This window comes from Deltaproteobacteria bacterium (genome assembly GCA_013151915.1).
GTDB lineage: Bacteria > BMS3Abin14 > BMS3Abin14 > BMS3Abin14 > BMS3Abin14 > BMS3ABIN14.
In genome coordinates, this window is record JAADHJ010000009.1 from 1 (window position 1) to 21,896 (window position 21,896).

A 21,896-nucleotide genomic window follows, 5' to 3' on the forward strand; every position below is an offset into this window, starting at 1 on the left:
CTAGGTCCGCGGAGATCTTCGACCCGGTTACTCACACCTCCCAGGCGGTCCCATGGAAAATGAGGGTGGCTCGGAGCGGTCATACCGCCACACTGCTTTCCGACGGGAGGGTTCTCATTATCGGGGGAAATCCCGGTGATGCGTCCATGGAGATTTTTAATCCGCCGGCCCAGTAGGCATTATTACCCCGATGAAAGCATTGAAGTGGTGTTTTTTGGATTCTGTGAAATTTCTGAAGGTAGATCATCCGGGAAATGGGTACCTTGTTGTGGAGTGGATCATACCCCACCATTAGTCATCGCGAACCGTATCCCGCCATCTGTCATCGCGAGCTGTAACCCATGCGACCTGTCCGCCATAGCCCGTAGGGCGACGGCGGAAGCGATCCCATAGCGGCCGGAGGGCGCCGTGACGAGCTGCTTTTCAGCTCCGCCCGGGATTGCCGCGTCACTCTCGTCTCCCTCGATGTTCCTCGCAATGACAGCAAAATAATAAAAGTACGTATTATCGGATAAACCAAAGAGGTCTTGACGGGATTTTCAGATAACCTGGAGGTTGGCGAATTTTGCTATGAGGCGCTTCTTCCCCCCCCTGGGAAAATAGACGGTAATCCTGGCGTCGCCGCCGGTTCCTTCCACAGACATCACCTGTCCCATTCCAAACATGGGGTGACGGACCTCGGTTCCCGGCACGAGGGTATCTTCACCCTCCACAACCTCAGGCTCGTAGTGAAAGTCGCTTATGGAGATGGTCCGTCCCGCAGCGGTTTTTTTCAAGCTGCTGTTTCGTGAAAGCCCCGGGATTGGGAAAGGGGCATTATCGTGAAGTTCCACGTTCTCCCCGGGTAGTTCGGTGAAAAAACGTGAGGGATGGGTGTCGTCATAGTGCCCGAACAGCCTGCGCCTTCGGGCCATGGTGAGAAAGAGACGCTCTTTGGCGCGGGTCATACCCACGTAACACAGACGTCTTTCTTCCTCCAGTTCCGCCGGTTCATCCTGGGACCTGTAATGGGGAAGCAGGTCCTCTTCCATTCCAGAGAGAAAGACCACCGGAAATTCGAGACCCTTGGCGGTGTGGAGGGTCATCAGGGTAACGGTGGATGTTTCGTCCTCCCAGGAATCAATGTCGGAAACCAGCGACACCTGGTCGAGGAAAGCAGACAATGCCTCCCTTCCAGCGCTCGGATCGGTGGCCATGCGGCTCTTTAGAAAATCGTCCACCACAGTGAGAAATTCCTGAAGGTTTTCAATCCTGGCCCTCGCTTCCTCGGTGTTCTTTTCCTCCAGGGCGCCCAGGTACCCTGTGTCACTGAGCACGCTGACGACGAACTCGTCAAAGTTCATCAGGTCCATTTTTCCCCTGAGGTCCCCTATGACGCCGAAAAGAGTCTTCAGGGATCCGGAGGCTTTGCGTGTAATAATACCCCTCGACGCTGCTCCGGCGAAGGCTTCCTCCGGACTGGTTTTCATGCCCGTCTCAGACCGTATTCTGTCAAAGGTTACCTTTCCGATCCCACGGGAAGGGGAGTTGACAATCCTGGTAAAACTTGTCCAGTCCGAGGGGTTGATTATGAGCTTCAGGTAGGCGAGGGTATCCCGGATTTCGGCCCGGTCATAGAAACGGACGCCCCCGACAATGGTGTAGGGAATATTCTGCCGTCTCAGGGAGTCTTCGATGGAACGGGACTGCGCGTTGATCCGGTAGAAGACAGAAAAATCGCCATGGGCAAAACCATCATGGCGCATAAGATCAAGGACCCTGGATGTGATAAAATCGGCCTCGTCCTTCTCGTCGGAAGCCGCATAGGCTTCGACCTTTGTGCCTTCCGGCCGAACGGCTATGAGATCCTTCTCTTTCCGGCCCTTGTTGTTGTTTATCAGAGCGGCCGCCGCACCCAGGATATGCCCCGTGGAACGGTAATTTTCCATCAGGGTTACGACCTTCGCCTCGGGGAAATCCTCCTCGAAGGAAAGAATGTTGGTGATGTCAGCCCCCCGCCACCTGTAGATGCTCTGATCATCGTCCCCCACCACGCACAGGTTCCTCCGGCGTGTGGAAAGCTGACGGATTATCTCATATTGTGCGTGGTTGGTGTCCTGGTACTCGTCCACCAGGACGTAATGGAGCAGATCCTCGTATCCTGCCCGAACGTCCGGGTGCTCATCGAAAAGCCGGTAGGTAAAGAGGAGCAAATCGTCGAAATCAAGGGCGTTTGATGCCCTGAGCCTATCCTCGTAAAGCTGATATGCCTGAACGATACGATCCAGCAGGTGGTTCTTCCGAAGCCCCACGGTCTCGGCCATCCTGTCCGGGCCGGCAAGGGCGTTCTTTGCGCGGCCGATGAGATAGGCGACACGCCGGGGGGGGAGTGCCTTCTCGTCAAGATTCATATCTTTCAAAATATCCTTGATCAGCCTGAGGGAATCGGTGTCGTCGGCGATGGTGAAGTACCTGCTGACCCCGAGCCTTTCGATATGCTGTCTCAGGATCCTGACGCACGCTGAATGGAAGGTGGATATCCAGACGGATCTGCCTTTTTTCCCCACCAGTGAGATCACCCGGTCCTTCATCTCACCGGCGGCTTTGTTTGTAAATGTTACCGCGAAAATTGCGTAGGCGGGCACCTTTTTTTCCAGCAGAAGGTAGGCGATACGGTAGGTAATGGCTCTTGTTTTGCCGCTTCCCGCCCCCGCTAGAATGAGCAGAGGGCCTTCTGTGCTGGTGACGGCGTCTTTTTGGCTTGGATTGAGGTCCTTGAGGGAGAAGGTGGGATCAAGAGCTTGTTTCATATCGGAAAATCGCCTTATTGTACGTGGTGATGATGTCTCTTCTGGTAAGTATCCCCAGGAGTTTTTTGGGGTTCATGGCGTCAACCACCGGGAGTTGCTCAACATTCCGGTAGGACAGTTTGGCCAGGGCATCCTTCAGGCTGTCGGAGGGAATGACCGTGGTGACGTGGAGTGTGGCAATGTCCTTGGCAACGACAACTTTCTCCAGGTCAGGTTCGAAGACATGCTTTCGCAGATCCTGAAAGGAGAGGATGCCGGTTAATTCCTTGTTCCTGTTTACAATCGGAAAATTGGAGTAGGTACTTCGGGTCATGTGCATGAGGATCTTGTCGAACGGCATATCCTCTGCGATAATTTCCATCTCCGTGGACATTGCGTCCCTAACCTTCAAGGATTGAAGGACGTTAACCTCCTTGCCCGCCTCGATGGTGATGCCCCGCTGATGCAGGCGTATGGTGTATATGGAGTGCGGGGAGAAATGCTTGATGACCAGGGTGCTTACAATGCAGGAAGCCATGATGGGAAGGATGATTTGATAGTTGCCGGTGATCTCGAAGAGGATCAGGATGTTGGTCATTGGAGCGTGGGCCGCGGCCGCGAAGGTGGCCCCCATCCCTACCAGGGCGTAGGCTCCTTTGGTTGCCGTTAACGTGGGAAACAGGTAGTGGACGAGGGTGCCGAAAGAGCCTCCCAGCATGGCGCCGATGTAAAGGGATGGCGCGAATAGACCTCCGGAGCTGCCTGAACCCAGTGTAAGTGAGGTTGCCAGGATCTTCAGAAACAGGAGGACTACCATGAGGCCCAGAGCCATGTTGCCCATGAGTGCCTGTCCCATGGGATTATAGCCGTTTCCGAAAAGCTGTGGGAAAAACAAGCAGATGAGGCCCAGAAGAAGACCGCCGATAGCCGGTTTAGTCCAGTTGGGAACCTTGACCCTGTTCTCAAAGGTTTCCTTGAAAAAGTTCAGAGACTGAATGAATAACAGGGCGGTCAGCCCGGCCAACAGGCCCAGGATGATGTAGAATATAATCTCGACAGGATTGACCAGTTCGTAAATGGGAACATTGAAGGCCGGGATGTTGCCTTCGATATATCGTTCGGTGGCCGTGGCGATTACAGAGGCCATGATCACCGGGCTGAAGGTGGCAATATTCCATTCGCCCAGGACGATCTCAAGGGCGAAAAGCACCCCCGCTATTGGGGCGTTGAAGGTGGCTGCTATACCGCCTGCGGCCCCGCATCCCAGAAGGGTTCGGACGTTATTTGCGGACATTCTGAAAAGCTGTCCGAAAGATGATCCAATGGCGCTCCCGATCTGGGCGATCGGGCCTTCCCTGCCCGCGGAACCGCCCGATCCCAGGCAAATGGCCGAGGCGAACGCCCTGATAAAGACGGTACGGAGTTTGAGGACCCCTCCCTTGAGGACTACCGCTTCCAGGACTTCCGGCACCCCGTCTCCCTCCGCCTCGGCGGGGAATAGAACGGAAATAGGGCCGACCAGAAGTCCGCCGATAAAGGGTGCCAGCGGCACAAGAAGGGTTGTGATGTCTCCCGGCACGTATCCGGAATAGCCGCCCCAATGTGCCCAGAATCCGGTTTTAACCAGGCGGATGAGCATCTTGAATCCGACCGAACCCAAGCCGCTGAGGAAACCGATAACAACCGCAAGAATCATCAGGAATGTGCCTTCGTAGTTTCCCAGGGCAGCAAGGGACCGCTGCCTGATCCTGGACCGAAGGCGTTCTTTTTTCTCGGATATTTTTTCTTTTATTTCTTTCATGAGGAAAAATCGGCGTTATTCTACGGTTACGCTCTTGGCGAGGTTCCTTGGCTGGTCGACGTCTGTTCCCCTCAGGACGGCGACATGGTAGGCAAAAAGCTGCAGGGGTATGGTTGACAGGATCGGGGTTAGGATGGGATCGGTGTGGGGGAGGGTAATGAGATGATCCGCCGTGTCCAGAAGGGCCTTGTCGTTATGATCGGCAACCGCTATAACGATTCCACCCCGCGCCTTGACCTCCTCGAGGTTGCCAAGGATCTTCTCGTAGACGCTGTCCCGGGGAGCCAGGAAAACCACGGGCATGTTCTCGTCGATGAGAGCAATGGGGCCGTGCTTCATCTCTCCTGCGGGGTATCCCTCGGCGTGAATGTAGCTGATCTCCTTGAGTTTCAGAGCCCCTTCCAGGGCTATGGGGTAGTGAACACCCCTTCCCAGGAAGAGGAAATTTGAATACCTGTAAAATTTCTCCGCGATGTCCTCGACGATTTTTACCTGGTCAAGGACCTGTTCCACCTGTCCGGGAATGGCCATGAGTTGATCCATGATCAACTGTGCATGTTCCCGCTCCATTACCCCCCTGCGCCTGCCAAGGTACATGGCGAGCAGGACGAGACAGGCCAGTTGGGTGGTGAAGGCCTTTGTGGAGGCCACCCCGATCTCGGGCCCGGCGTGGGTGTAGATAACCCCGTCGGTTTCCCTTGTGATCATGCTTCCCACCACGTTGCAGATGGAGAGGGTCGTAGCGCCCTTGTCACGGCACTCGCGAATGGCGGCCAGGGTGTCGGCCGTCTCCCCCGACTGTGTTATAGCTATGGCCAGTGTGTTTTTCCCGACGATGGGATCACGGTAGCGGAACTCGGAGCCGTAATCCACCCTGGTAGGAATTCCGGCCAGTTTCTCGATTATGAACTGGCCCACCAGACCGGCGTGCCATGATGTTCCACAGGCCAGTATTACGCACCTGTCGATCCCCTTGATGAAAGTTTCAGAGAGGTCTAGATCGTCCAGTCGGGTTTCATTTCCTTCGTCGAAAAATCGTCCTATGATGGTATCGGAAAGAGCCTGGGGCTGTTCGTTGATCTCCTTTAGCATGAAGTGCCTGTACCCGCCTTTTTCGGCCATGATGGGGTCCCAGGTTATGGTGACGGGATCGGGGTTCACTTGCCTGCCCTGCCCGGTGTACAGATCAAGGGATGTAGAGGTCAATGTTCCAATATCGCCGTCGTTCAGAAATACGAATCGGCGTGTATGATGCAGAACGGCCGGGATGTCCGACGCCACGAACATCTCATCTGAACCGTAACCTATCACCAGGGGCGGGCCGTGGCGGGCGATGACAAGCCGGTCCGGTTCATCGGCGTAAAGAACCACCAGGGCGTAGACACCTTTGATCTGTTCGAGCGAGCGGCGGACTGCTTCCTGGAGGTCTCCGTCGTAGTTCTCCTCGATCAGGTGGGCGATAATCTCGGTGTCCGTTTCGGAGACCACCACGTGCCCTCGATCGAGCAGCCCCTCCCGGAGGGTACGGAAATTCTCAATGATCCCGTTATGGACCACCACGAGTTTACCGGAGCAGTCCCGGTGTGGATGGGCGTTTTCCTCGCTCGGTTTGCCGTGGGTCGCCCAACGTGTATGACCCACCCCTATGGATCCCTTCATCGGATTCCCGTCCAAAATCCTTTCCAGTTCCCCGATTTTGCCCACACTGCGGCGAAGGTCCAGAACGCCCTCATCCAAGACCGCGATCCCGGAGGAGTCGTAGCCCCGGTATTCAAGGCGCATAAGGCCGTCCAGAAGGATCTCGGCGGCGTCTCCGGGGCCGACGTAACCGACGATGCCGCACATCAGGATTTCTCCTTTTTAACGGCTTTGTTTTGGGCGGCTTTCCGGCGCCAGGCAATGGTCCACCCTTCCTTGTTTTCCTGGCGTGCCCTGCCCAGCGCGAGGGCTTCGGCGGGGACGTCCATCGTAATCGTTGAGCCCGCCGCGACCATAGAGTTTTTACCAAGGGTCACGGGAGCCACCATCATGGTCCCGCTGCCAACAAAAACCCCGTCCTCGATAACGGTGGGATGCTTGCTGAAACCATCGTAGTTGCACGTAACGGAACCCGCTCCAATATTGACATCGTTGCCAAGGGTCGAATCCCCGATGTAGGTCAAGTGGGACACCTTGCTTCCCTCGCCGATACGGGATTTTTTTACCTCCACGAAATTTCCTATTTTCGCGCTTCTCCCGATCAGAGCTTCCGGCCGGAGGCGGGCGAAGGGACCGACGGTTGCGCCATCCTCGATTACCGACCCGCTTATAACCGAGTGCGGGTGGATCTCCACGTTCTTCCCGATCCTCGAATCGGTGATTACCGCCCCGGGATGGATAACCGTACCGGCCCCGACCGAAGTGGCGCCGTAGATACAGACCATCGGATGAAGGGTTACGTCACCCTCCATCGTCACCGTGTCATCCACGTATGTTGTGGATGGGGCAATCATCCTGACCCCGGATTCCATGAGCTTTTGCAGAGTGTTTTGACGCATGACCGCCTCCATTTCCGCCAGCTCCGAATGGGTGTTGATCCCCAGAGCCTCCAGCGGGTCTTCAAGTGAGAAAACGCCGATAGGCTTGTCTGCCCTGTACGCCGCCTCCACCAGGTCCGTGAGGTAATACTCTCCCTGTGCGTTGTCATTGGAAAGGAGGGGAAGCTCACGGGTGAGAAAAGCGGCATTGAAAACATAGATACCGGTGTTGATCTCCCGGATTTTTTCCTCTCCCGGAAGCAGATCCTTCTGTTCCCTGATGGCAGTGGGAAAACCGGCGTGGTCCCGGATAATTCTTCCATATCCCACAGGATCAGGAGGATACGACGTGAGAATGGACAATGCCGCCTCCGTTTCGAAATTGGTGTAGAGGAGTTTCTCAAGGGTATTCGGGGTCAGCATGGGAACGTCGCCGGAGAGAACAAGAACGTCACCCTGAAATCCTTCAAGTCTGCCAAGGCATTGCGTCACCGCGTGCCCGGTGCCCAGTTGGGGCTCCTGCAAAACATACTCGATGTCCGGGTCAAACATGTTGAGAAGGGAACGTACCTTTTTGGCTTGGTGACCCAGGACCACGATAATCCCGGTGGAGGATACGGAACGGGCTTGGTCAATGGTATGACGGATGAGGGGTTTTTCCCTTAAACAGTGGAGCACCTTGGGGAGGGATGAACTCATCCTTGTCCCCTTGCCCGCGGCAAGCACTATCGTCATCAAGGGCCGACTGTTATTCAAAGGCATAGGATTTGGAATCCCCTCCGGTGGATATTCCGCCATGAATAGTTACAGACAATTTATAAACAGAAAACTATCCCAGTATAGGGATTTTCTGTCAAGGAAAACCGGGGTAAAACCCCAGGACCCTGAACCCCGAACGCCTGATTCCAGACCATCACTGTCTGGGAACGGTGTTAAGGACAGGGAAAGGCCAGGGCTAAAAAAACAGTTGACACGGATAAATAATTGGGCTAAAAAACTCGGTACTTAATTCCCATAGTCAAGTTTCACTTGGACCGGGTTTGGTGTCGATAAAAATGAATCTGAAATCGAATACATATTATTCCCCATCCCACTTCATGCTGCAGGTAGGAACCCCCTTATGCGGCATGCCTGGGCTCTGAGCTCTGTTCAGGGGCGTCAGGGCATTCCTGTTTTTCATCTTTCTTAACGTCAGCAATTAATAAAACACGTTCCGGGAAAACCATTTTTCCCGGCTATTCCCGCATTGCATCCTTCGAGCGGTAACGGAAAGGAACAGTTATAATGTCCGAAAAACAGTACCATACCGACACAATTGCGCTTCACGGCGGCCAGGAGCCTGATGGAACAACCCTGGCCAGAGCCGTTCCCATTTACCAGACCACCTCCTATGTCTTCCGCGATTCCAAGCATGCGGCGGACCTTTTTGCGTTAAAGGAACTCGGCAATATCTACACCAGGATTATGAACCCCACCTCCGATGTTTTCGAAAAGCGGATAGCCCTTCTCGATGGAGGAGTCGGAGCTCTGGCGGTGTCCTCCGGGCAGTCAGCCACCACCCTGGCTATTTTAAACATCGCTCGAAGTGGGGACGAGATCGTCTCGGCCACCAGCCTGTACGGGGGAACGTATAACCTCTTCAGGTACACCCTCGAAAAGCTGGGAATAAAGGTTCATTTCGTGGATTCGTCCGATCCCGAGAACTTCCGGACCGCGATCAACGAGAAGACGAGGGCGGTCTACCTGGAAAGCGTGGGAAACCCGAAACTGGACGTTCCTGATTTTGAAGCTATCGCTGAGGTGGCCCACGGGGCCGGGGTCCCGGTGATCATGGACAATACGATTTCCCCCATCCTTTTCCGTCCCTTTGACCACGGAACCGACATCATCGTCTATTCGGCAACCAAATTCATCGGCGGACATGGCACATCCATTGGGGGTGTGGTAGTGGATTCCGGCAGGTTCGACTGGACCTCTGGAAGGTTCCCTGAATTTACAACGCCCGACCCCAGCTATCACGGCCTGGTATACAGCGAGGCCCTTGGAGAACTGGCATTCATCATCAAACTCAGGGTTCAGCTCTTAAGGGATCTCGGCCCGGCCTTGAGTCCGTTTAACTCCTTCCTTTTTTTACAGGGACTCGAAACCCTCCCCTTGAGGATGGAGCGCCACAGCCGGAACGCACAGAAGGTAGCCGAGCATCTGAGCGAACACCCCAAGGTCTCCTGGGTTAACTATCCCGGGCTTCCCGGGCATCCCTCCTACGACCTGGCCAGGAAATACCTGCCCGACGGCTGCGGCGCTATCATCGGTTTCGGCATCAAGGGCGGCCTTGATGCCGGTGTTCGCTTCATCGACAATGTCAGCCTTCTTTCCCACCTGGCCAATATCGGGGATGCCAAGTCCCTTGTCATCCATCCGGCGTCCACTACCCACCAGCAGCTTTCCTCCGAGGAGCGGCTTGCCACCGGCGTTACGGACGACTTCATAAGGCTTTCTGTCGGGCTGGAGGACGTCAGGGACATCATCTATGATATCGATAGTGCGCTGGAGAAGGTCTGAGGTTATAGAGGTTTGAGCCTATGAAAATATCACAGGGTAAAAGGGACCCGCCCTTCGGGGCGGTCCCGCCTGCGGACTCCGCAGGCCTGGTCAAACAACAGAGTGTTACTTTCGACGAACCCGATCACGTTCTTCGGCTGGAGTCCGGGGACACGTTGTCCCCCATAACAGTAGCCTACGAGACCTATGGTACACTTTCCCCAAAAAGGGATAATGCCGTCATGGTCTGCCACGCCCTGTCGGGCGATGCCCACGCGGCCGGCTACCATGGGACAGGTGAGAGTGAAAAGCCCGGCTGGTGGGACATTCTCATCGGACCAGGTAAACCGTTGGACACAGAGCGGTACTTTGTCATCAGCAGTAACTTTCTCGGAAGCTGCTACGGTACCACCGGACCAACCAGCATCAATCCTGATACATCCCAAAGCTATGGACTCAGCTTTCCCTTCTTTACCATCACGGACATGGTGGAGGTGCAGAGGTGGCTTCTGGACCACTTGGGTGTTGATCGTCTGTTGGCGGTCCTTGGCGGCTCGATGGGCGGCATGCAGGCGCTCCAATGGGCCATCAGTTATCCGGATCGGGTTGCGGGAACCATACCCATAGCCACGACGGCCAGGATGTCGGCCCAGGGAATCGCGTTTAACGATGTGGGAAGGCAGGCCATTCTCAGTGATTCCAAGTTCCTGGCCGGGAAATATCGGGATGACGATCCCCCATCCACCGGCCTGGCGCTGGCAAGAATGATAGGACACATAACCTATCTGTCCGAGGATTCCATGAACCGTAAGTTCGGCCGCAGGTTCGTCAACGGCAACAGGAAGAGTTTCTCGTTTTCCAAGGATTTTCAGGTTGAGAGCTACCTCCACTACCAGGGGGACAAGTTCGTCCAGCGTTTTGACGCAAACACCTACCTTTATATCAGCCGGGCCATGGATTATTTTGATCTTGTGGCGGACCATGGGTCATTGGAGAATGCTTTCTCCGGTTGCCGTTCCTCCTTCCTGGTGATCTCCTTCACCACTGACTGGCTCTTTCCTCCATCCCAGTCCCGGGAGATCGTCCGGGCTCTCAGGAGGGTCGGCAAGGATGTGTCCTACTGCAACATGGAAAGCGACCAGGGACACGATTCCTTCCTTCTCCCAGGGCATCGCATGGGCGATCTTGTGGCCGGATTTTTAAGGCGGCTTTCGGAAGAGAATAGATCATGACCAATTCAACACCGCCTGATTCCGGCATTAACTGGAGTTTAACCCATGTTCGGGATAGAGCTCTTGACCCGTTTATTCTTGCCTCTGTCAAGGAGGGCGACAGGGTCCTGGATCTCGGCTGCGGCGTGGGGGATCTTCTCCTTCGCATCAAGGAGGAAAAAACCGCGGTTGAAAAGGGGGTGGAGATAGAAGGTTCCCTGGCGGCCGAGGCTATCTCGAAGGGGCTTTCGGTGATACAGGGAGACATCCAGGAAAACATCCTGGACCTGGGAGATGATTCCTTCGATCTGGTAATTTTAAATCAGGTAATCCCGGTTGTTCGTGAGCCTGTCGGCGTTCTGTTGGAATCCCTCAGGGTTGGCCGGAGGGTGGTGGTCACCTTTCCGAATTTCGCATACTGGAGAACCCGGTCATACCTTTACTGGCACGGGCGTCTGCCGGTTACGCCCTCTCTCCCGTATCAGTGGTACGACACTCCGAACATCAGGCTGGTGACTATCAAGGATTTTCGGGCGTTATGTTCAGACCGGAACATAACGGTGCTCAAAGAAGGCTACATAACCCTGACAGGGGATAGATCCGCCCGTCCGATCCGGATGTGGCCCAATTTCAGGGCCTCGTCGGCCATGTTCCTCCTGGCCGCGCCCGGCCGGTCATGAGAGTTCCCCATGATCAGGCGTCTTTCTCCGGGGGCTCGATCTCCCGTATGATTCCGATAAAACGGGTTTCGGCGCCCCGTTGGAAACTGCCGGCCGCCAGTTCAACCTCCACAACGCTCCCGTCCTTTCGGAGATAACGGGTTCTTTCCACGATCCATCCTGGGCTGCTCAGTAACTTGTCGATGCGGTTTCCCGAATCTGAGCTTATCTCCCTGGTGTTGAGGGTGAGAAGCTCGTCCAGTGTATATCCAAGAATCTTGAGTGCGGCAGGATTGGCGTCAAGGTACCCGCCCTTACTGTCCACGAGGAAGATACCCAATGGGGCATGGCTGAAAATATCGCGGTATTTCTCTTCCGAGCCTATGAGCCTTTTTGCCAGGATATCGCTTTCGGTGATATCTTCCAAAAAGAAGAGGGCCTCCACGACCCGGTCCTTCTTCATGACCGGCACCCCCTTGATGCTCAGGATATGTTTTTCTGAACTCTCTCCTATCTGAACCAGTGTCTCTTCGATGGTGATGCATTCACCTTCGAAAACCGGTCTCAGCCAGGAACCCAGTCCCGACTGGTCGATAATATCGTCTATAGGATCACTTTCTTTTCCGGCTTCGGACGAGTACATGGCTTTTGCGGCGGGGTTCCGGTAGGTTATCCTTGCGTCAGGAGACAGGGTGATCACTGCCACTGGAATGCCCCTGAGGATCGCCCTGGCTCGCTCCTCCCTTGTAAGATCAGGTCCGGCGGAAGCTTCCCCGGTGTTTTGTGTCGAACCCTGGTAGAAAGACCTGCCCATGAAAACACTCAGGGCGGCAATGAGGCCGATGGCTAAAGGAAGGAGCAGATGAAGCGCCATGGACGGTGCTCCGATGGGAAAGTCCCTCAATGCCTGCAGAATCTCCTTCCAGGTGGGAAGATCTGAAAGCGCGGCGGTGACGGAAGCGACGATGATAAAGACGGGAAAAGGACCTGTAAGGAGTAAGAAACACCGGACAAGGAATGATCGCTCAGGGACTGCCATTCAATCACTTTTTCCCTTGGAAAAAATGGCTATCCGGTTTTTCCCGACATACTCCTCTGTTTTGTATTCTATGACCTCTTTCATTCCATCCACGATTTCTGTGATGATCTCGGCTTCCTTCTGGATATGGGAAAGTTTTTTCAGGACCTGCTCTTCCAGATCCGGGGGGTTCTTTTGGAGGATAATTCGGATCAGGGCTAAATTGCCATATATGGCGGTCAGGGGCTGAAATATCCTGTGGGCCGCTCCGGCCGCTGTCTCACGAACCGTTTGCAGTTGAGCATTGTAAAGCCTCCCCTCATCGGCGGCCCGGTGCACGTATGTGAGGACAATCGCCCACCCAATAATCAGAAGTACGGCAAAAAAAGTGGCAGCGAAAAGAAAAACCTCTGTTTTCGTCAGCTTGGCATCTTTCAGGAAAACATTCTCATCCTGAAAGACGCCGACGGAGATCAGGAAATCAGACCCGGTCAGGGATGTAGATATGTTCGCGTATTTCTCCCCTGGTGGAATCACCACCGGCGCGTAGGCCATGATGTAGGACATGTTGTTGTGCCTGAACTTCCCCCTGCCGGAACGCCCGGACATGAGTTCCCATCCAACCTCCTTGATGCTTTCGGGAACACCGGCGTCGGAAATCTGAAAACATCTCTTTTTCCAGTTCAGATCCCAGCCGTGAAAGTGAAGCTGTCCGGTGTTGTTTGCGATGACATAGGCCGGGGAGCTGCTCAGATAGCTCAGGTGCATCGGTTCGGAGGGAAAAAAGACAGTGACATATTCATCCCGGCCTTTTTTTCGAGAATCGTTTAAAGATGAACCCTGAATGGACCGGGAGATAGCGAGCATGACCTTCCCCTTTGCCATCTCTACAAATCCTATTCCCCTGCTGATTTCACCCTGTGCTGCCATTTGAAAGAGCCGTTGTCGAAAGAGATCCGGCACAGAATCGGCCAGGGTGTTGGGAAATGCGAATAGTATTGCCCCCCTTTTGTCGGTGATGAGTCCCCCCGCGAGGGATTCTCCCTGCTTCATCTCCCTTTTCATGTGTTCGGCGAGAATGGACGAGACGGCCTTTTCGTCCTTGGCCGCGAGAGCGATTTCCATTGCCAGATTCTCGATCTCATCGTTTTCCCGTAAGATATGCTCCTCAATAATATCCCTTGCCGCTGTCGCCTGGAAAAGCAGGGCATCCTCCATTTTTCCTGTAAATCTTTTTTCCATTCTGGTGAAAACTGTGGAGATGAAAAAAAAGGTGGCGATGCCGATGAGGATGGAGGTGAGAAGCAAGGCCGGTATTATGTTCCTTTTCACCCAAGCGAACCTTACGGAACCCATTTAGGCGGCCTTTCCCGCATTCAATATTGATAGGGTCGTAAAAAGTCCATTAATGGCTTTTTACTCCACGGAAAGCGAAAAGTGTCATTTTCACTTTCCTTGCAAATCAACAACTTGCGATGCAAGTCATTGATTTGGGCGCCCCAAGTGGGCGCCTTGATGACTTTTTGTGAAGTCATCAATATTGGATTAACGATGGAATTAATGATGATTAAAATAACACAGAGCGTTCAACCTTGTCCAGTTGACCGGAATCCCCTGCCTAACGGGAATGGTTGTATACAGGTAAGTGGAATACCGTCGCGCTGTTGACAGTTGCCTGGAATAATGCTACCAAGCCTATTCAATCGTTCATATGAGCAAATTTTCAAGTGTTTATGGAGACTGGGTCATGAAAGAAAAACCGGGAGGGAAAAAAGGGGATCTAATGAGGGAAATAAGCTCCAGGGAGGACATCGAGTCGGTTCTTTACAATCTTTCGGAGGTATTCCGGGTTCTGGGGGATTTGACGAGGGTTCGCATTCTCATGGCGCTGACGAAGTCGGAGCTATGCGTTGGAGATTTAGCCGATGGGCTGGACCTTTCTGATTCTGCGGTGTCCCATCAACTAAGAATCCTTCGCAACAGCCGCCTGGTGAAATTCCGCAAGGATGGCAAGAACGTGGTCTATTCCATAAGCGATGATCATGTGGAGACTATCTTCAGGGAGGGGATCGAACATGTGGAGAGAATGTAGTGCCTGGAAATAACAAGCACACCATCTTTGGTGGATGCTTTCGAAGGCGTCATAGGGGCGGGGGGTGCCACGGTGATACGGGGGAAGAACCGGGAGGTGAGACCGGTGGCGGTAAGGATCCACGCATTCTCATGGTCGGCAACCCCAATGTCGGAAAGAGCGCACTTTTTAATCGCCTGACGGGCAGTTATGCGGTGGTGTCAAACTATCCCGGGACCACGGTGGCCATCACCACAGGACGGATGAAGATCGCCGGGAAGGACTATTCCGTTGTGGATACACCCGGCATGTATTCCCTCTACCCCATTACGGATGAAGAGAGGGTGGGACGGCGGATGCTCCTCGATGGAGGATATGAGGTTGTACTGCATGTCGTCGATGCCAAGAACCTCACGAGGATGATCCACCTTACCATGCAGCTCAAGGAAGCTGGTATCCCCGTCATCCTCGTCCTTAATATCATGGATGAGGCGGAGGAAACGGGGCTGGTAATAGATATCGAAACCCTGGAGAAGAGGCTTGGAATCCCGGTTGTTCCCACTGTGGGAATAGCCGGAAAAGGCGTCCGCCGCCTGAAAGAGGTCATCGAGAATTATAGACCCGACAGCAGGAACTTCCACGTGGATTTCAGCCTTGCCGTGGAGAAGGCCTCCAGGGAAATAGCCCCCCTTCTTCCGCCGACTTCCCTTTCCAGCCGGGCTCTTTCTCTTCTGGCCCTCCAGGAGGATCGGGACGTCCTGGAACTGATCTCCCGTCTTCCCAGGGATCGGGCAGACCGTATCATCGGGGTAATCGACGCCCTGAAACGGGAACTGGACCACCCGGTTAATTACGACATCACCATGGGGCTTGGGCGCCGTGCCGGCCAGGTCCTGGAAGGCATAATCGCAAAGAGGGAAAGAAAAACCAGGTTTACCCGGGATTTCCTGGATCGTATTTTGATCTCTCCCTGGACGGGTGTTCCCATCCTGCTGCTGGTACTCTATTTCGGGTTCTATAAATTCGTCGGAGGGTTCGGCGCAGGGGTTGTCGTCGATTTTCTGGAGGGGCATATCTTCGGAAAATACCTGATCCCCTTTATAAACCACTGGACGGAACAGCTGATACCATGGCCTATCCTCCAGAACCTCATTGCCGAAGATTACGGCGTCCTGACCCTGGGCGTTAGGTATGCCGTCGCCATTATCCTGCCTATCGTAGGCACATTTTTTATCGTCTTCTCGGTGGTCGAGGACAGCGGCTATCTTCCAAGGCTTTCACTTCTCATCGACAGGGTATTCAAATGGGTCGGCCTTTCCGGCCGGGCGGTCATACCCATGACCCTCGGTTTCGGGTGCGGCACCATGGCTACCGTGGTTACCAGAACACTGGAGTCCACCCGGGAGAGAGTTATCGCGACCATTCTGCTGGCGCTGGCCATCCCATGTTCGGCCCAGCTGGGTGTAATCTTTGCCCTGGCGGCGAACAGCCCGGGGGTCCTGGTGACGTGGATCGGTACCGTTTCGGCGGTTTTCCTCTTCATCGGATACCTCACCGCCAGAATCATACCGGGCCGGCAGCCGGATTTCTTCATGGAGCTGCCCCCCTTGCGGATGCCGAGGCTGGCAAATGTCTGGCTGAAAACCTCTTCCCGAATGCGGTGGTACTTCGTGGAGATCCTGCCCCTTTTTCTCCTGGCGTCGGTTCTTATCTGGGCCGGTAACGTAACCGGGATTTTCCCCATCCTGCTCAAGCTGCTGGCTGTTCCAACCAGGGCTATCGGCCTGCCCAACGAAGCGGCCCAGGCCTTTCTGTTCGGTTTTTTTCGCCGTGATTATGGAGTGGCAGGACTTTATGACATCCAGCAGAGGGGGCTGCTCACCGGTAATCAACTGGCCGTCGCGACCATTACCTTGACCCTTTTTCTGCCATGCATCGCCCAGTTTCTTGTTATGATGAAGGAGAGGGGTCTGAAGATGGCCCTGGGGGTCGCGGTGTTCGTGTTTCCCTTCGCCTTCCTTGTCGGTGGATCGGTTAATTTCATGCTGAAGGTATTGGGACTGACTCTTTAGAGAACCAGGGGACACAGGGGAATAAATCATAAAAAAGGAGTTCATTGTGGAACTGCGCGAGCGTGACCAGGAACTGAAGGATGAGGTATTGGAGATCCTCTGGACGAAATTGGTGGAGGGCGGACTGGACTCCATCGGCAGCGAAGAGATCATCCTCGGGGAACAAGGCCCGGCAAACGGGCGGATTCTCAAGGATCTGGCCGAAGAGGGAATGATCAGTCTGGAGGAAGACAGGGTCAATCTTACCGATTCCGGTTTTGAGGAGGCCCGAATGACCATCCGGAGACACCGGCTCAGCGAGAGGCTCTTTAACGACGTTTTCGAGGTCTACCATGAGGAGTTCGAAAGCCCTGCCTGCCGATTCGAGCACATGTTGATCAGGCCAAAATTGGAGAAGAAGATCTGCGAGTTGCTCGGACATCCCAAAACCTGCCCTCACAATCGGCCTATTCCGGTGGGCGAGTGCTGCCACCGTGCCGAGATGAGAACCGATAAAGCGGTCGTTCCCATGAGCAAACTCCGACAGGGGGAATCAGGCGTCATCGCATATGTCCATACGGGGGACTCGGACAAGCTGAAGAAACTCATGGCCATGGGTATCCTTCCCGGTGAAGATGTGTCGCTGGAAAGAAGGTTTCCATCCTTCGTATTTCGGGTCGGATACAGCCGTTTCGCGGTTGACGAGGGCATGGCTGCAGCCATTTTCGTCAGAAGGCCGGCAGAAAACCCGACAGAAGAGACTCTCTAGGCATGAAAGGTTGATGACTTCGTAAAAAGTCATCAACGCGTCCATTGAAGGGCGCCCAAATCAATGACTTGCAGCGCAAGTTGTTGATTTGGGAGGAAAGTGAAAATGACACTTTTCGCTTTCCGTGGAGTAAAAAGCCATGGATGGACTTTTTACGACCCTATCAAAGGTTGATAGACTTCGGAGGGAGAGGTAATTGAAGATCCATTCCGATTGCAGGCCATGCCTGATCCGCCAGGTGCACCGTACCGCCAGGGCCGCGGGGGCCGATGACAGCATGGTCCGTTCCATCGGGGAGGCCGCAATTCAAATCCTCGAATCGTCCTGGAATAGCGACGAATCCCCTCCCGCTATCAGCACAGTGCTCTACCGCCTGGTGGAGCGAATGTCCGGCTGCGACGATCCCTACCTGCCGCAAAAAATCGCCTATACCCGAGAGGCCCTGAAACTTCTGCCTGTAATTGAAGCCATGTTGGAAAATTCGAAGGACGTTTTTGATTCCGCGGTCAGGATCTCCATCGCCGGCAATGTTATTGATTTCGGTACAGGGGCACAGAACAGGAAGATCAAGCTGATGGATACACTGGAGGAGTACCTGCGAAAACCGATCTTCCACGATGACACCGCCGAACTGAGGGAAAGGGCCTTCGGGGCCGGGAGGATTCTGTTTATCGGGGACAATGCCGGGGAGACGGTCTTTGACCGCCCCTTTCTCTCCATCCTTCCGGAGGGCAAGGTTACCTATGCGGCCAAGGGAGGGGCCATCATAAACGATGCCACGGTAAAGGATGCCCGTCTTGCGGGTGTACATCTGCACACCGATCTTATCGGCACGGGCGCGAGAACACCGGGCACGATACTCAAAATGTGCAGCCGGGACTTCCAGAAACTTTTTATGGAGTCCGACCTGATCATTGCCAAGGGACAGGGTAACTTCGAAACCCTGACGGAGGAACCGCGCGGTGGTAGGATATTCATGCTTTTTATCGTAAAGTGCGACGTGGCCGCGGAGTCCATTGGCGCCTCTGTGGGAGATATGGTAGCAATGAAGTGGTGATATCCTCACCTTCGGTGACCGATACCGGTTCCGGGCGGAAGCCGGGGGCGGCGGTTCAGACATATTAAAGGACAACAATTCCATGACCGACATGGACATCCTGCAACAGTACATGCTGCCGGGGAGGAAACAACGCATTGAGGATATCCTCAGCCGCAGGACATACGCTATGAGGGTCGTAATAGAAAATCTCCACAAGGAACACAATGTGGACGCGGTGCTCAGGACATGTGATGCATTCGGAGTCCAGCATGTCCATATCGTACCGCAGCCGGGGGATGGGGGCGTTCTGAAAACTATCACGAGAGGGTGCGATCGCTGGTTGACCATCCACCAGCACCTGACCCTGGGGGAATGTTTCAGGGAACTGAGGGAGCTTGGTTTCCGCATCCTTGCCGGAGCCTTCGGGGCCGGCGCACGGCCGGTGGACGAAATGGATTGGGATGGGAAAGTGGCCCTCGTGTTTTCCAACGAACGGGAGGGCGCGTGCCCAGAGGTTCTGGAAAACGCCGACGGCCTGTTTGTTATTCCCCTTCACGGATTTTCCCAGAGTCTGAACGTGTCGGTGGCAGCGGGGATAATAATCCATCACGTCCACTCCCTTAAGGAAAAAGCCGGTACCCTCGAAGGTCTCCCTGCTCCGGAGAGAGATGCCCTGCTGGACGACTGGAGCAGAAAATCGGTTAAAAATTCCGAGGGCATTCTCGATGAACTCAGGAGTAGAAAATGATTCTGAACTGCCGCAGGTGCGGAAATGCGGTCACCTTTGAGATGAAAGTCGGCTTCAGGGATCTGTGCCCCAACTGCAGTGCATATCTTCACTCGTGTGTCCACTGCCGGTTCCGGGATGATGGCGCATCCCGGTGCATGGAACCCATGGCGGAAAAAGTACGTGACCGGGAAGCCGGCAATTTCTGCGATTACTTCTCCCCGGTGTCCTTGGATGATATCGACGGCAGCGCCCCGGGCGGGGGAGGCAGGAGTAACGCGGAGGATCTGTGGAAGAAGCTGACGGGAAAATCCTGAGACCATGAACAGGTACCTGATACTGGGCGCGGGAGCCATAGGAAGCGTCTTCGGCGGTATGCTGGCGGAGGGCGGAAACGAGGTCATTCTTGTTGGCCGTCCGGCCCACATGGACGCCGTGAATCAGGACGGGCTGCGAATCGAGGGGCTGTTTGGAACCCACCATGTGCGGAATGTCCATGGGGCAGTCTCTCTCACGGAGGTTGGCGAGGTTCCAGCTCCGGACGCTGTACTGTTAACGGTGAAGTCATGCGACACGGCTGAGGCTGTCGACCGGCTGGCGGACTCGGGTCTCGTGGGCGCCGATACCATCGTCGTGTCATTGCAAAACGGACTGGGAAACGTGGAGGCTTTGGCTGAGGCCTTCGACTGGAAGAGAGTTCTTGGCGGCAGGGTGATTTTCGGTGCGGAGATAGTCAGGCCGGGGAGCGTGAAGGTCACGGTCTGGGCGGATAAAGTCCTGCTGGGTGGACACGACGTTTCGAAGGCATCCCGACTTGCCGCGGAATTTTCGCGGTGCGGCATTGAGACGGAAACGGCGGAGGATATTTCAGCTGCCCTGTGGGCAAAGGTCCTCTATAATGTGGGGCTCAACGCACTCTCGGCCATCCTCGAGGTTCCCTACGGTGAACTGGTGGAGGAGAAAAACGTCCGCATTTTGCTGGAGAAGGTGATACGGGAGGCCTACGCCGTGGCGTCGCATGAGACCGGACTTCCCTGGAAGTCAGAGGATGAGTACCTGAATTATTTTCGCGAACGTCTTCTCCCCCCCACGGCATCCCATCACAGTTCCATGCTGCAGGATATCAGGAAGGGGAGAAAGACAGAGATCGAATCCATCAACGGGGAGGTCCTTCGTCGGGGGGAGCACCTGGGTATTGATACGCCCGTAAACCGGGTGATTTACGCCCTGGTAAAATCGAAAGTAGCCCTTCACCAAGGGACGTAGTTAAGTTGTTAAGTTGTATGTTGTTTTTGTCGTTTAAGGCCGGGCGGCCCGTTCAACAACTTAACAACTTAACTACGTCCCTCAGGAGGTTAAGAAACAATGACTATGAAAAACATTCTGCTTGCGGTGATAGCTGGTATCCTGCTGGCCGCCCCGCTCAACGTATCCGCCGATAAGGGAGGAAAAATGACCAAAGTGGCTATTGAGACATCCAAGGGGACCATCGTTGTGGAACTCGACTCCGTAAAGGCGCCGGTCACGGTGAAAAATTTCGTGGATTACGCGGCGCGCGGCTTTTATGATGGAACCATTTTCCATCGGGTGATTAACGGATTCATGATCCAGGGGGGCGGATTCACGGCGGAAATGCATCAGAAAGAGACCAATGTCCCCGTAAAGAACGAGGCCGGTAATGGGCTGAAAAACAACAGGGGAACCCTCGCCATGGCCAGGACTTCGGTGGTCGACAGCGCGACTTCGCAGTTTTTCATCAACCTTGCGGACAACGGTTTTCTCGATCACAGGAATGATTCATCCGAGGGGTACGGATACGCTGTTTTCGGGAAGGTGGTCGATGGCATGGATGTGGTGGACGCTATCGGAAAGGTTAAAACCGGGACGGTCAGGGGGTTCGGAGATGTGCCCCTCGATTCCGTCGTCATCGAGAAGGTTACGGTCCTGTCCGGGGGGGATTCCAGATAGCGGCGCCCGCTTTCAACGCTCGAGCGGCAGGGCTTCTGCTGGTGCTCCTTATCGTTTCCGGGTGCGCGGGAAGCAGACCAGCTCCACCCTCACCGTCCATGAAGTCCTACGAGGTGGGGGGCAGACGTTATCGGGTCCTGGGCTCATCCGGCGGCTTTGTACAGAGGGGGACTGCCTCCTGGTACGGCCCCGGGTTTCACGGCCGCCTGACGGCCAGTGGGGAGGTCTACGATATGGAGGCCTATACGGCCGCCCACAGGACCCTGCCCCTTGGGACCTATGTCCGGGTCCGGAGGGTTGATGGCGGTGGACAGGTCGTTGTCCGCATCAATGACCGGGGCCCCTTCGTGAAGGGGAGGATCATTGACCTGTCTCGCGCCGGCGCCCGCCGGCTTCACATGCTTGATGAGGGTGTGGCCGAGGTTGTCGTCGAAGCTATGGGGAAAAAAGAGAAAGGTGGCAGGAACGGCGAGGTTCTGTTGCGGGCCCGCCCCGATTACAGGAAGGGGGTCTTCTCGGTTCAGGTTGGGGCTTTCACGGTGAAGGAAAACGCCGTCCGTTTGGCACGCAGCCTTAAACGCAGGTTCGGCAATTCTTCCATCAGCCTGTACGACCGGGGCGACCATGTCTTTTACCGCGTTATGGTAGGGCGGTTTTCCGACGAAGATATGGCTGACGCCCTGAAGAATAGGCTGATGGGCAGCGGTGAATTCCAGGAGGCATTTGTCGTCGCCCGCTGAAAATTACGCTATTTCCA

19 protein-coding genes are annotated in these 21,896 nt (G+C 54.9%); 13 read left to right on the forward strand and 6 right to left on the reverse strand.

Annotated features, from left to right (window positions below):
- On the forward strand, positions 1 to 176 hold a 176-nt coding region (locus GXP52_02065; GenBank protein ID NOY86073.1), incomplete at its 5' end, for a kelch-like protein.
- Positions 177 to 539: 363 nt separating this feature from the next.
- Here the strand turns inward: GXP52_02065 and GXP52_02070 are convergent.
- The 4 genes from GXP52_02070 to glmU are packed head-to-tail and all read right to left on the reverse strand — an operon-like array spanning position 540 to position 7,820.
- On the reverse strand, positions 540 to 2,789 hold the full coding sequence (locus tag GXP52_02070; protein ID NOY86074.1) for a DUF3553 domain-containing protein: 2,250 nt from the start codon (positions 2,787 to 2,789) through the stop codon (positions 540 to 542).
- On the reverse strand, positions 2,773 to 4,569 hold the full coding sequence (locus GXP52_02075) for a chloride channel protein (GenBank protein NOY86075.1): 1,797 nt from the start codon (positions 4,567 to 4,569) through the stop codon (positions 2,773 to 2,775). Before GXP52_02075 ends, GXP52_02070 begins: the two co-directional genes overlap by 17 nt.
- Positions 4,570 to 4,584: 15 nt before the next feature.
- A complete protein-coding gene (glmS, locus tag GXP52_02080; protein ID NOY86076.1) occupies positions 4,585 to 6,414 on the reverse strand; it encodes a glutamine--fructose-6-phosphate transaminase (isomerizing) in 1,830 nt (609 codons plus the stop codon).
- Positions 6,414 to 7,820, reverse strand: coding sequence for a UDP-N-acetylglucosamine diphosphorylase/glucosamine-1-phosphate N-acetyltransferase (gene glmU / locus GXP52_02085; GenBank protein NOY86077.1), 1,407 nt, complete (start codon positions 7,818 to 7,820; stop codon positions 6,414 to 6,416). Before glmU ends, glmS begins: the two co-directional genes overlap by 1 nt.
- A 549-nt stretch (positions 7,821 to 8,369) precedes the next feature.
- Between glmU and GXP52_02090 the strand changes: the two genes are divergently transcribed.
- The 3 genes from GXP52_02090 to metW are packed head-to-tail and all read left to right on the forward strand — an operon-like array spanning position 8,370 to position 11,517.
- The gene (locus tag GXP52_02090; protein ID NOY86078.1) at positions 8,370 to 9,647 is read left to right on the forward strand and encodes a homocysteine synthase; all 1,278 of its coding nucleotides are present in this window, start codon (positions 8,370 to 8,372) and stop codon (positions 9,645 to 9,647) included.
- A 20-nt stretch (positions 9,648 to 9,667) separates the two neighbouring features.
- Entirely contained in the window at positions 9,668 to 10,858 is a 1,191-nt protein-coding gene (locus GXP52_02095; GenBank protein NOY86079.1) for a homoserine O-acetyltransferase, read from the forward strand.
- The gene (gene metW / locus GXP52_02100; GenBank protein NOY86080.1) at positions 10,855 to 11,517 is read left to right on the forward strand and encodes a methionine biosynthesis protein MetW; all 663 of its coding nucleotides are present in this window, start codon (positions 10,855 to 10,857) and stop codon (positions 11,515 to 11,517) included. The genes GXP52_02095 and metW overlap by 4 nt, the downstream gene beginning before the upstream one ends.
- 13 nt (positions 11,518 to 11,530) lie before the next feature.
- Here the strand turns inward: metW and GXP52_02105 are convergent, their stop codons facing one another.
- Both GXP52_02105 and GXP52_02110 read right to left on the reverse strand, forming a co-directional pair.
- Positions 11,531 to 12,535 carry a PAS domain S-box protein gene (locus GXP52_02105; protein ID NOY86081.1) on the reverse strand — a complete coding sequence of 335 codons (1,005 nt, stop codon included), beginning with the start codon at positions 12,533 to 12,535 and terminating at the stop codon, positions 11,531 to 11,533.
- A complete protein-coding gene (locus GXP52_02110) occupies positions 12,536 to 13,846 on the reverse strand; it encodes a hypothetical protein (protein ID NOY86082.1) in 1,311 nt (436 codons plus the stop codon).
- Between the two features lie 415 nt (positions 13,847 to 14,261).
- Between GXP52_02110 and GXP52_02115 the strand changes: the two genes are divergently transcribed.
- From GXP52_02115 to GXP52_02155, 9 genes are all read left to right on the forward strand, one after another.
- A complete protein-coding gene (locus GXP52_02115; protein NOY86083.1) occupies positions 14,262 to 14,606 on the forward strand; it encodes a helix-turn-helix transcriptional regulator in 345 nt (114 codons plus the stop codon).
- 131 nt (positions 14,607 to 14,737) lie between these two features.
- Positions 14,738 to 16,657, forward strand: coding sequence for a ferrous iron transport protein B (gene feoB / locus GXP52_02120; protein NOY86084.1), 1,920 nt, complete (start codon positions 14,738 to 14,740; stop codon positions 16,655 to 16,657).
- Between the two features lie 73 nt (positions 16,658 to 16,730).
- Entirely contained in the window at positions 16,731 to 17,405 is a 675-nt protein-coding gene (locus GXP52_02125; protein ID NOY86085.1) for a metal-dependent transcriptional regulator, read from the forward strand.
- A 196-nt stretch (positions 17,406 to 17,601) separates the two neighbouring features.
- On the forward strand, positions 17,602 to 18,462 hold the full coding sequence (locus tag GXP52_02130; GenBank protein ID NOY86086.1) for a DUF89 family protein: 861 nt from the start codon (positions 17,602 to 17,604) through the stop codon (positions 18,460 to 18,462).
- An 82-nt stretch (positions 18,463 to 18,544) separates the two neighbouring features.
- Complete coding sequence (locus GXP52_02135; protein ID NOY86087.1) at positions 18,545 to 19,192, forward strand: RNA methyltransferase; 648 nt, start codon at positions 18,545 to 18,547, stop codon at positions 19,190 to 19,192.
- Positions 19,189 to 19,488 carry a hypothetical protein gene (locus GXP52_02140; protein ID NOY86088.1) on the forward strand — a complete coding sequence of 100 codons (300 nt, stop codon included), beginning with the start codon at positions 19,189 to 19,191 and terminating at the stop codon, positions 19,486 to 19,488. Before GXP52_02135 ends, GXP52_02140 begins: the two co-directional genes overlap by 4 nt.
- A 4-nt stretch (positions 19,489 to 19,492) precedes the next feature.
- Positions 19,493 to 20,437, forward strand: a complete 945-nt coding sequence (locus GXP52_02145) for a ketopantoate reductase family protein (GenBank protein ID NOY86089.1) — start codon at positions 19,493 to 19,495, stop codon at positions 20,435 to 20,437.
- A 105-nt stretch (positions 20,438 to 20,542) separates the two neighbouring features.
- On the forward strand, positions 20,543 to 21,139 hold the full coding sequence (locus tag GXP52_02150) for a peptidyl-prolyl cis-trans isomerase (protein ID NOY86090.1): 597 nt from the start codon (positions 20,543 to 20,545) through the stop codon (positions 21,137 to 21,139).
- A gap of 41 nt (positions 21,140 to 21,180) precedes the next feature.
- Entirely contained in the window at positions 21,181 to 21,879 is a 699-nt protein-coding gene (locus GXP52_02155; protein ID NOY86091.1) for a septal ring lytic transglycosylase RlpA family protein, read from the forward strand.
- Positions 21,880 to 21,896 lie beyond the last annotated feature (17 nt).